8 protein-coding genes are annotated in these 10,980 nt (G+C 69.7%); 3 read left to right on the top strand and 5 right to left on the bottom strand.

Annotation, left to right across the window (positions count from 1 at the left end):
• Positions 1-44 precede the first annotated feature (44 nt).
• The gene (locus JJ691_RS47315) at positions 45-899 is read left to right on the top strand and encodes an SGNH/GDSL hydrolase family protein (protein ID WP_249227486.1); all 855 of its coding nucleotides are present in this window, start codon (positions 45-47) and stop codon (positions 897-899) included.
• On the opposite strand, the gene JJ691_RS47310 is transcribed toward JJ691_RS47315, so the two are convergent.
• From JJ691_RS47310 to JJ691_RS47300, 3 genes are all read right to left on the bottom strand, one after another.
• Positions 892-1,770, bottom strand: a complete 879-nt coding sequence (locus tag JJ691_RS47310) for an alpha/beta fold hydrolase (RefSeq protein ID WP_249227485.1) — start codon at positions 1,768-1,770, stop codon at positions 892-894. The two genes, JJ691_RS47315 and JJ691_RS47310, sit on opposite strands and share 8 nt — an antisense overlap.
• Before the next feature lie 175 nt (positions 1,771-1,945).
• Positions 1,946-2,329, bottom strand: a complete 384-nt coding sequence (locus JJ691_RS47305) for a DUF3040 domain-containing protein (RefSeq protein ID WP_211765909.1) — start codon at positions 2,327-2,329, stop codon at positions 1,946-1,948.
• A 157-nt stretch (positions 2,330-2,486) separates the two neighbouring features.
• Positions 2,487-2,876, bottom strand: a complete 390-nt coding sequence (locus JJ691_RS47300; protein ID WP_211765908.1) for a hypothetical protein — start codon at positions 2,874-2,876, stop codon at positions 2,487-2,489.
• A gap of 231 nt (positions 2,877-3,107) precedes the next feature.
• Here JJ691_RS47300 and JJ691_RS47295 point away from each other — a divergent pair, with 231 nt between their 5' ends.
• Together JJ691_RS47295 and JJ691_RS47290 are read left to right on the top strand one after the other, a co-directional pair.
• On the top strand, positions 3,108-4,073 hold the full coding sequence (locus JJ691_RS47295) for a helix-turn-helix domain-containing protein (RefSeq protein WP_211765907.1): 966 nt from the start codon (positions 3,108-3,110) through the stop codon (positions 4,071-4,073).
• A 78-nt stretch (positions 4,074-4,151) separates the two neighbouring features.
• On the top strand, positions 4,152-4,850 hold the full coding sequence (locus tag JJ691_RS47290) for a hypothetical protein (RefSeq protein ID WP_211765906.1): 699 nt from the start codon (positions 4,152-4,154) through the stop codon (positions 4,848-4,850).
• Positions 4,851-4,946: 96 nt separating this feature from the next.
• Here JJ691_RS47290 and JJ691_RS47285 read toward each other — a convergent pair whose 3' ends face one another.
• Positions 4,947-7,823 carry a CARDB domain-containing protein gene (locus JJ691_RS47285; RefSeq protein WP_211765905.1) on the bottom strand — a complete coding sequence of 959 codons (2,877 nt, stop codon included), beginning with the start codon at positions 7,821-7,823 and terminating at the stop codon, positions 4,947-4,949.
• A gap of 116 nt (positions 7,824-7,939) precedes the next feature.
• Complete coding sequence (locus JJ691_RS47280) at positions 7,940-10,915, bottom strand: glycosyl hydrolase family 95 catalytic domain-containing protein (protein WP_211765904.1); 2,976 nt, start codon at positions 10,913-10,915, stop codon at positions 7,940-7,942.
• Between the last annotated feature and the right edge of the window lie 65 nt (positions 10,916-10,980).

The raw sequence follows: 10,980 nt of genomic DNA, 5'->3' as shown, positions 1-10,980 counted from the left end.
GCTGTGATTGTCGGCGGGCTGCCGGCGAGAGAGGGGACCATCCCATGGGAGTTCAGCGGTTCTTGGGCATGGGCGTGATCGTCGGCGCCGCCGTGGGCGCGATGCTGGCGATGCAGCCGGCGCAAGCCCAGGCTCGGGCCGCCACCCCCATCCCGGCCGGCTCGAAGTACGTGGCGCTGGGCAGTTCCTTCGCCGCCGGCCCGGGCATCCCGCCGAGCGAGCCCGGCGGTCCGGCCGCCTGCGGACGTTCCTCCCGCAACTACGCCAACCTGGTCGCCGGGCACCTCGGCCTGGCCCTGACCGACGCCACGTGCAGCGGGGCCACCACCGCCAACGTGCTCACCACCTCGCAGGCCGGGCAGCCGCCGCAGATCCAGGCCGTCACCGCCGACACCCGACTGGTGACCATGACCATCGGCGGCAACGACGTGGACTACCTGGGCAGCCTTGACAGCTACTCCTGCCAGGACAGCGGCCACACCTCGTGCGGCACCGTCGACCAGGCGGCGATCACCGCGGGCCTCAAGACCGTCGGCTCCCGCATCGCCGCGGTGATCGACGCCGTGCGGGCGCGGGCCCCGCAGGCCCGGGTGGTCGTCGTGGACTACCAGACGATCCTGCCCGTCACCGGGCCGTTGTGCACCGGCGTCCCGATGTCCGACGCGCACCTCGCCTTCGAACGCAACCTGCGTGTCCAGCTCGACGCCGCCACCCGGTCCGCCGCCGCCGACCGCCACGCCACCCTGGTCGACGTCGCTACGGCCAGCGTGTCGCACAACGCCTGCTCGACCACCCCGTGGATCGAGAAGTACGTGGTGCCAACGGGAATCGCGTCGTATCACCCCAAGCCGGCCGGTATGGCCGCCATCGCCACGATGGTCGAGGGCCGGCTCAGCTAGCGGCGATGTGGTCGGCGATGCGCTTGGCCAGCTCCGGCGCCAGCTGGCGCGGGACGCTGTGCCCCATGCCGGGGATGATCTCCAGCTCGGCGCCGGGGACGGCCGCGGCGATTGCCTTGCCGCCGCTCACATCGCACATGCGGTCGGCATCGCCGTGGATCACCAAGGTCGGAGTGGTCACGTCGGGCAGCCGGGACGTGATGTCGCCGGCGGACACCTGGGCGACGGCGTGGCGCATCATCGCCTCCGGGTCGTAGCCCCGGTCGTAGTAGCTGCCGGCCATCTTCGCGACCTCGGCCGGATCCTGGGGGAAGGCCCCGGAGCCGAAGATCGGCAGGGCGTGGACGTACCAGTCGACATAGCCGGCCCGGTCCTGCGGCTGCGGTCCCAGCTCCCCGAACAGCGCCATGTCGGCCTGCCCCACGGCCGGGTCACCGGTGGTGGACATCAGCACCGTCAGGGAGCGGACCCGCGCCGGATGCTCGATTGTCGTGAGCTGGGCGATGAAGCCGCCCATCGAGGCCCCGACCAGGTGGGCGCGGTCGACGCCGAGCACGTCCAGCAGCCCCACGGTGTCGTCGACCATGTCGTTGAGGGTGTACGAGGCGCTGCTGAGGTCCCCCTTCAGCGCCGCCATCACATCGGCCTTGGGGCCGTCGTGGAAGTGCGTGGACCGGCCGGCGTCCCGATTGTCGAACCGGATCACGTGCAGGCCATGGCCGGCCAGCTCCCGGCAGAAGACCTCCGGCCAGCTGATCATCTGGGCGTTGGCCCCCATGATCAGCAGCACCGCCGGGTCAGCTGGCTCCCCGAACCGCTCGTAGCAGACCTGGATCCGGGCCGGGCCGACGTTCTGAACCAGCTGCTCCACCACTACCTCCGCGAGTCACGCGCTGGGACACGGCGAATGTAGGTCTCGGGCACACCCGAATGTCACCTGCGCGTCGTTGTCGCCCCCAAAGGGCACAACCGCCGGGAACGCTCAAGGGCCCCCTCGGGGGAGGAGGCCCTTGAAGCGGGTGGGGAGTCGAAGGGATGTGTCGGGGTCACTCCTCTTCGAAGCGCTTGCGGAAACGATCTTCCATGCGCTGCGCGAAGCCGGAGCGGTGTGGGGTGCCGCCGGACTGGCCGGAAGCCTCGGCGGAGCCGCCTTTGGTCAGTGTTGTCAGTGTCAGCAGAGCACCGATGAACATGACCAGGAAGCCAAGCACGCTGACGATGGGGATGCTGGCGAGCTTGAGCGGCACGATCACACCGAATACGAGCAAAGCCACACCAACAAGGAAGGCGACGATGCCGTACAGCCGACGCCGTCGGGACGGCCGGCGGAGACGAGCACCACGCACAGTGGAGGCGAACTTCGGGTCCTCAGCGTAGAGCGCACGCTCGATCTGGTCGAGCAGTCGCTGCTCGTGCTCGGAGAGTGGCATGACTCCTCCTCCGGCACAGTGGGGTCGCGGGCGCCAGGGTCTCGGTTGCCGCCGAGACCGGCGGACACCCGCTTTGGGGCGTCACCGTCCAGGATACGATCCGCGAGGCTTGTCCACTAGCCGGTCGGGCCGCCAGAACCGGTGGCGTCAGGCACGATCATCCACTAGGGGTAGCCGACGGCGTCCGCTCCGGCGACCCGGACGGCGGTCCGCCGCCCCGCAGCCATCGCGGCGCGGCCATCAGCGCACCCGCTCCCACCAGCGCCAACATCGCCAGCAGCACGATCATGCCCGGGCTCGGCGGCGCCGGGTCGCCGGTCGACGGCGGATTGTCGCGGCCGGAGTAGGTGGCGGGAAGACCCGTGCCCGGGTGCGGCGATCCGGGCAGCGTCAGGATGTATCTCTGTGTTACCGAGGCCGGCAGCGTGACGGCACCCTTCCGCCCTTCGAGGGATTGTTCGTACGGCCGGGTGGCGCGGTCCGGTGGCGCGACGGCCGGGGCCGCCACCAGCGCCGCCGCGACGGCGGTGGCCGCGAGTGCGTGCACGGGTCTCGACCTCCTGGCGGGGAGACTCAGTTCGGTGGCGCGCCGGTCGCGGGGTGCAGGGCACCGCGACCGGCGGCTGCCGATGACTGTGCGTGACCTCACAGTCGCGGACAAGAGTGTCCGGTGACCGGGCGGAGCGTTCCCCGACGATCAGGGCCTTCCGCCGTGGAGCGCGGCCACCTACGGTGAACATTCACACCCCGTTCACACCCTGCGAACGCCCCCGGACGGATGAGCACCGAGCCGACACCGACGCCCCCCGGGCCAGAACTCGACGCCAGCCTCGTCGAGGCCCTGCGCTACGGCCCGTTCCCGCGGGCCCTGCGCACCGCCATCGCCCACCGCGGCCTGTCGCTGGCCCGACTCGGTGCGCACCTGGACCGGATGGGCGTGCACGTCGGGCAGTCCACCCTCAGCTACTGGCAGCGCGGCCTGCGCCATCCCGAGGTGCCGCGCGCCCTCACCGCCTTACGGGCCCTGGAGCGCGTGCTGGCCCTGCCGCCGGATTCGCTGGTCGTGCTCGTCGGCCCCCGCGCCCGGCCGACGGCCGACCGGCAGGCGGTCGGCTCCTTCGTCGAGTTCGGCTCGCTCTGGTCCGGATCCGCCGCGCTGCTGAGCGAACTGGACGTGCCGCCCGAGGCCACCCAGTGCAACGGGGAGCTGAGCATGCTCTCCGTGCACGACATGATCACGATCGACCAGCGCCGCTCGCAGCGCTCGTCGACGAGCCGGATGGTCGTGCAGGCCACCACCTCCGGACCGGACCGCTACATCGCGATGTATCACACCGACGACGGCAGTTCGGTCGACAACTGCGTGCTGCGCACCGCCGAGGGCTGCCGGACCGGGCGGATCCGGCGGCACGCCGAGTCGTCCACGATGGTCGCCGAGCTGCTGTTCGACCGCCGGCTCACCGAGGGCGAGCGGCACGTCTTCTGCTTCAGCCTGCACGACGAGCCGGCGCGGCCGACGCCCGGCACCAACCGCACCTTCCGTGAGCCCTCCGGCGAGTACCTGTTGCAGATCGCCTTCCACCGCAAGGCGATGCCGGCCCGCTGCACCAGCTACTTCCGGCTGCGGGACGACTCCGAGCCCACCCAGTCCGAGGACCTGGTGTGCGGCATCGGCGGCGTGGCGAGCGCCTACTTTCCTGCGGTCGGACGCGGTCTTGCCGGCATCGCGGTGGATTGGGACTAGGGCCGTTCAGCCCTTGACGATGATCACCGGGTCGATAGGTTCCGTGGCATTCCCGTTGAACGCCAAGGACCTTAACGAATGCGGACGAGACTCATCGTCGGCGCGGCGGCAGCCGCCCTGCTGATCATCGGCGGGGCGGTGTGGCTGTTCTCGTCGCCGCGCCAGATCGCCGGCACCTCCATCGCCGGCGCCGCCGGGCCACCGATCACCGGCGACGCCACCTACGTCACCACGACCACCACCGTCACGCCGACCACCACTTCGGCAGCGGCCACCACCACGGCGACCACCACCGGCAAACCGGCCACCACCACGGCCGCCACCGGTCAGTCGCCGGCCGCTCCCCCACCGGCCCGGGCCCCGCAGCAGCCGTCGAACCCGAACACTGCCGGTCAGATCACCTTCTACGGGGCCGCTGACAACGATCCCCCCGGCAGCCGCGAGATCGCGTTCCCGACCGTGCTGCACGGCCAGGCCGGCGGCGCCGGCACCTTCGAGGACCCCACCACCTTCGCCGCCCAGCAGGGCCACTTCGCCCCCGGCACCAAGATCTACGTGCCCGACGTGCAGCGCTACTTCATCCTCGAGGACACCTGCGCCGACTGCGCCGGCTCGCACATCGACCTGTGGACCGGCGCCGCCACCGACCGCGGCCTTGTCCGCTGCGAGGACTCGTTGACCCGCAACGGTTCCCGGCCCTACCAGGTCAATCCCCCGGCCGGCCTGCCGGTGTCGGCGGGCGAGCTGTACCACAACGGCCGCTGCTACCACGGATAAAGCGGTGGGGTCGACCGACTCGGTCGACCCCACCGCTGCTGTATTTCCCCGCCCGCCAGCTATCCGCCCAGCCGGGCCTCCTCTCCTTTTCCTCTCTTACTCGATGTTGATCTTGAACGTGGCCGTCGTGTTCTTCACGTCCTGCGCGTTGTCGCACAGCCGCAGGCCGTGGAAGGTCACCGAGCCGACGGCCGGGCCCTGGCCGGGCTCGGGGAGTTCGTTGGCCCACAGGCCGAAGCCGGACTTGGCCTGGAAGGCGTCGCCGGACAGGTGGGCGCCGCTGATGGTGACGCGGTCGAACTCGGTGTCGGCGATCGGGTAGGCCGCCTGTCCGTTGACGTAGTCGGTCTGGAACATGATGCCGCTGTAGGTCGGGTCGACGATGTCCACATCGGACACCCGGATGGCCTGGAACTTGTTGGTGGCGGAGAAGACCCAGATCGCCGGGAAGGTCTGCGCACCCCAGAAGTGCCCGCCTGAGCGTACGACCGAGAAGTTGTGCAGGGCGGTGGTGTCCGGGCCGAAGTCCCGCATGGTGACGCCGAAGTTCAGCGAGCTGATGGTCACACCGCTGCCGGCCAGGGTGTCGGCTACGACAACGTCCTGGAACGAGTTGGCCTGACCGCCGTAGACGGCGACGCCGGCGGCCCGCCACGGGGTGAGCGCGGTGAGGTGCTCGAACAGGTTGTCCCGCTGGTCGCCGTTGTGCAGGTCGGTGGCGGCCCACAGCGCGAAGCTGTCGTCACCGGTGCTGCGGGCCTCGTCGTTGACCACGTGGTTGCCGGTGCTGCCGTTGGTCAGGTTGATGCCGTCGGCCATCAGGTCCCGCGCCCGCGAGTTGGACACGGCGAGGTTGTGCACGTTGGTGCCCCACACCATGACCACGGAGTGCTCGACCCAGACGTTGTCGATCGACAGATCCGACACGTTGGCCAGGTCGAAGACGCGGCCCTGGCCATCCAGGCGGGTGTCGTAGTCGCCGAAGTAGGAGAAGCCGGCGAAGCTGGACCCGTTGGCGGAGCTGTCGATCCGGAAGCCGACGTCCACGTTCTTCTTGTCCTGTGGGGCCAGGAACCGGGTGAACCACGGGCCGGCGCCGACGATCTTCACGGCGCTGCCGGTGACGGTGAACTTGTCGGTGGTCCGGTAGTCGCCGGCCGGCAGGTAGACGCCGGTGTAGGCGCCGGTGATGTCGGCGCGGACCTTGTCCAGCGCGGCCTGCACGTCCTGCTGGGTGAAGCCGGCGGGCGTGACGAGATGCGCCGGGTCGGGGTTGGCGACCAGGGTGGCCAGCTCCAGGCTGACGAAGTCGATGGCGAAGGTGCCGGTGTTGGCGGCGTCCTTCTGGAGCCGGATCTTACTGCCGGCCGGCACCGTGGTGCCCAGCAACAGGTTCGCCTCGTCGTAGATGTGCCGCGCCGGGCCGGCGGCCGGGTCGTTGCTCGGCGACGCCTCGGGCCCGTAGAGCCAGACGTACTTGGGGTCCAGGGTGACCGGCTTGAGGAACCGGCCGTTGACGTAGACGTCCAAAGTGGACGCTGGGCCGTCGGGCACGGAGAACCGGGTGACCAGGGTGTTCGTCGACTCCTTGGTGGTGAACTCCACCGACGCGCCGGTCTGGTTCAGGGTCACGGCCTCGCGGCCGGACGCCTCGCCGGCCAGGTCGCCGATCGTCCGATCAGGACCGACAACCGCCGCCCCACCACGCAGAACCCCGTTCTCCGCCTCATACGTGTGGTACGGCATCGCCGCGCCGCGGCCGACGTAGAGGTCCTGGCTGGACACGTTGTTGGCCCGTTTGATGGCGACTTCGTTGGCGTCGTTGGAGAGTTCGGTCTTCACGGTGTAGCGGCCGTCGGCGGCGGCCCGCCAGGTGCCGAGCTTGACCGTGGCCGAGGCGCCGGGGGCCAACGCCCCGATCCGCACACCGACGAGCACCGTCTGGAGCCGGCCGGTGTAGGTGTCGGTGATCGTGGCCTTGACCGTGTGAGCGCCGGCCGCGGACGGCCGCGTGCCCTGGTTGCGCAGTGTGGCAACGAAGTTGACCGGGTCGCCGGCCGACGGCTCGTCCGGCGTCGGGCTGACCGTGGCGACCAGATCCGAGCTGGCGACCGGGCTGATGGTCAGCGGAGTCGGGTCGGCGAAGGAGTTGTTGACCTCATTGGCCTCGATGATCCGGTTGGCCTCGTCAACCTTGGCGGTCAGTTGGTACGGCCCGGCGTCGTGACGTCCGATGTTCGCCGAGACGGTGGCCGACGCGCCGATGGCCAGCGGCCCGACCTGGCCGGTGCCGACCTTGGTCGTGCCCAGGTAGAAGCCGACGTTGGTGCTGGCGCTGGTGGCCAACTGCCCGATGTTCTGGACGGTGGCGCTGACCGTCACGTTGTCGGTCTCGGACGGCGTGCCCGGCGTCCAGGCCGCGCCGGTGATCGTCAGGTCGGGGTTGGGCGAGGGGGTGCCGAACACGCCGAACTCGGAGATCTGACCGCCGCCGGAGCCGGTGTTGCCGGTGATCTTCAGCTGCACGTCGGCCACGCGGGCGGTCACCGGGATGGTCACGGTGTTGCCGGTGGCCGGGTCGAAGACGTAGGGGGTGCTGGCCACGAGGCTGGTGAAGCCGCTGGCGTCCTGGTCGCGGCCGAGCACCTCGATGGTCTGGGTGCGGGCGCCCCAGTCGGTGGACGGGTTGAGCCGCAACACGATCGACGTCACGTCGGCGTTGGAGCCGAGCGAGACGGTGAGCGTGTTGGGGAAGCTGTCGCCGGCGGCCTCCCAGTAGGTGGTCGGGTCGCCGTCGTCGGCGTTGCTGGCGGCGAAGTTGCCGACCACCGAGGAAGCGGTGATCGGCTTGCCGAGGGCGAGGTTGGTGGCGTCCGCCGGGACAGCTCTGTTGACGGCCGGGAACGCGGCCGGACCGCTCGCGATGAGCAGTCCGGCCGCGATCAGCGCGGGCAACACTCTTCTCAGGAGCATCAAGGGGGCCAATCTGCCGAATTTGCGGCTGGTTGGCGCTAATCCTGCGTCATGATGTCAATAACTTGCAGGATCCGGACCCCGTTCGACGGCAGGGTGTGCCCCTTTTGCCATGCTCAGCCCCGCGCCATGGCGAACACGTGCAGCGACGGTGTACCGGCCGTGGCCGCGCCGCTCACCGCCGGTAGCCGGATCGACGCCGTGGTCTTGCCGGCCTGCAACGGCACACCGACGTAGAAGACATCCGCCTTGCCCTGATAGGTCGTGTTGCCCTGGCGGTTCTGGTACGCGGCCTCGACCGCCACGTCACCGGCGCCGCCGAACCAGTCGGAGCTGGACAGCGTGAAGTCCTGGGTGCTGCCGTCGGTGTAGGTGACCGTGCCGGTGCCGCTGGCCGGACCATAGCTCGCGGTGACCAGGAATCCCACCGTGTTGCCGGATCCGCCCAGGGTGATCGTCTGTCCATTTGCGACGGTGTTGTCCGACGAGCCGGTGCCGGCCTGCGACGGCCACGTGAAGGTCAGGCCGCCATGGCTGACCGTGCCGCCGGCACGTGCGCCGGCATTGGCCAGCGCGGTCGCGGACATGCTGGCCCCGCCACCGTCGAGGTTGCCGGGGCTGGTGTTGTTGTCCGCGGTGACGCCGACGTTGTTGTACGTGGCGGACAACGAGTTCGCCACGGCCGCCTTGTCCAGGCCGATCTGCACCGGCCCGAAGTGCTTGGCCGAGGTCGCCGCCGTACCGGTGACCTGCGCGAACGGCAGCTGCGTGAACGGCGCGGCAGTCTTTTCGATCAGGTACTTGTGCCCCTGGGCGGTGTTGACGGTGAACTGCCCGGCGGTGGTCGGCGCGACCACGGTCGCCCCAGTGTTGGCGTCGATCACCTCCACCGACTGCCCGGACCACGGGCTGCGAACAGCCATCGCGGCGTTGCCGCCGGCCTCCAGCACCACCGTCACCGGCGTGCCGCCGCGCACCTGCACGTCGACCTTGCTGTTGTTCTGCACGGAAACCGTGCCGTCGCCGTCCCAGTCCGACGGCCACGCCGGGGCGATCCGCAGCAGGCCGTCGTAGTCCTGGGCCAGCGCCTCGTTCATGCTGGCCGCGACGATGCCGGTCTCCTCGTTGTACGGCTCGTCGCCGACGGTGCCGAACAGGCTGGCCATGCCCGACGGGTAGAGCTGGTACTTCTTGACGTTGTTGACCAGGTTGTTCTTGACCTCGCCGGCCAGATCCAGCCGGGCCGCGTACAGGGCGTCGTAGTCCCAGTCGGCGTTGTTCTGGAACTGCCGGGCGGTGTAGGAGCGCTTGGCCAGATCGGTCAGCGAGCCGGAGTTGTCGCCGATCACGCCGTACGAGAAGGTCGCCTCCAGGTCCAGGTTCTCGCCGTTGTTCAGCTGGGCCGCCGGCTGGGTGGAGTAGGCGATCACGTCCTGGCCGCCGGCGTCGTCCGCGGCGGTGAGCACCTGCTTGTGCGTGGCGGCGTCGGTGCGCGGCAGCGGCGGGATCTTCTGTTGCGCCGCTTGGAGTTGCGTCACCAGGGCCGAGTCGGTGTTCAGCGTCTGCGCCGCCGAGACGACCACCGGGAACAACGCCTGCATGGCCAGGATGTCGGTGACCGGGTCGGTGACGTTCCACTGCGTCTCATGGGCGTTGGCCGTGGTGTGCAGCTTGCCGTCGCTGCCGACCTTGGCGTACGACAACAGGAACTGCGCCGCCGCCTTCATCAGCGGATAGCCGTTCTGCAGGAAGGACTGACTGCGGTTCTGCAGGTAGGTCTGCCAGATCCACAGGCTCACCTCGGCGCCGGTGGACAGGTTGAGCGAGTTGTACGACGGCGCGATGGTCGAGTCACAGGAGGCGTTGCTGGCCGCGCTGCCACCGCCGTAGTAGCCGTTTCCGTTGAAGCGCATGGTTTCCGGCACGCACGCCCCGGTCGTGCCCGGGACGTGGGCCTGCGTCCAGTTCTGAATGTTGGCCAGGTTCGACGTGTACAGGTTGAAGTAGCTGGTGTTCAGCGCGGGCACGCCCGAGCTGAGGTTGGCCGCCAGTTGCATGCGCAGGTTCCAGAACCAGTAGTCGGCCGGCACCCAGTCCTGCGTGTCCTTGGAGAACGCGAACAGGTCGGCCACGCCGGCCTGTGTGCCCGGGTACTGGCCGCGGTTGAGGCTGGCCTCCTGGTACAGGTATATCGTCCGCAGGTTCTCCAGGTACTGCCCGGAACCGTCGGCCGAATTGGCCTCGATCAGGTTGGCCCCGGACCAGAAGTCGTGCCACCAGTTCAGATGATTGGTGTCCACTGTAGACGCCGTCGCGTCGTTGCCGAGCAGCGCCGCCGCGGTGCTCTGGGCGTTGCCGCCAGTCCAGTGGGGCACGCCCACGACCACCCGAAACGTGCCGTCGGCGTTGGGATTGAAGGTGGTTCGCACGGTCTGGCCGTCCACCACCGCCGAGTTGACGTTGCGGCCGCCGGCCGTCACCGCGAGCAGGCTGCCGAAGGTCTGGCCGGTGCCGCCGGTCGGGTTGTCCACCCAGGTCTCGGCCAGCGTGCCGATCGCACCGCTGGCCTGGGCCTGCGGCGACCGGCCCGACCACAGGTTTCCTTGGGCGGTCTGCGTGCTGTTCGGGTCCGCGCCCGAGACGTCGACCACCAGCTCGTCCTTGTCGGCCCGCAGGTAGACGCGGGCGGTCAGGCCGCCGCCGGTCTCGGTGAGCACGCCGTCGTAGAGGTCGAGGTGCGCCGCGAAGTCCGCGGCCGCGGTCAGCTTGGACAGACCTGGGATCGTCACCTGGCCCGGTGATTTGCGGTCCGGGAACGTGTCGTCGCGGTTGAGCTGCGCCGTGAATCCGTTGGCCGCCCACACCGCCGCCCCGGCGGTGCCGTTGCCCAGCGGCAGGGACTGGGTCGCCGCCGTGTTCGGCGCGCCGAGCACGATGTTGGAGCGGCTGACGACCGCGTGGCGGTCGATCTGGAAGGCGCCGTTCTGCCACGCCGTGGTCAGCGCGGCCGCGTCGGCGGTAGGGGTTGCGAGGCCGGCTACGGTCAGGGTGGTCGCCACGAAGGCGACTCGTAAGCGGCTGCTGGTGGACACCGTGTCTCCCTTGACAGGTGGAACAGCAATCATCGGACGTATGATGTAAGCCGCAATTAGTGGAC

The sequence above is a fragment of the Kutzneria sp. CA-103260 genome (genome assembly GCF_018263855.1).
GTDB lineage: Bacteria > Actinomycetota > Actinomycetes > Mycobacteriales > Pseudonocardiaceae > Kutzneria.
Note: the sequence above shows the minus strand (reverse complement) of the source record. Positions and strands in the feature narration are given on the sequence as shown.

Coding starts and splice junctions, on each gene's coding strand:
- JJ691_RS47315 (WP_249227486.1), top strand. CDS start 45: ATGGGAGTTCAGCGGTTCTTGGGCATGGGCGTGATCGTCGGCGCCGCC.
- JJ691_RS47305 (WP_211765909.1), bottom strand. CDS start 2,329: ATGCCACTCTCCGAGCACGAGCAGCGACTGCTCGACCAGATCGAGCGT.
- JJ691_RS47295 (WP_211765907.1), top strand. CDS start 3,108: ATGAGCACCGAGCCGACACCGACGCCCCCCGGGCCAGAACTCGACGCC.
- JJ691_RS47290 (WP_211765906.1), top strand. CDS start 4,152: ATGCGGACGAGACTCATCGTCGGCGCGGCGGCAGCCGCCCTGCTGATC.
- JJ691_RS47285 (WP_211765905.1), bottom strand. CDS start 7,823: ATGCTCCTGAGAAGAGTGTTGCCCGCGCTGATCGCGGCCGGACTGCTC.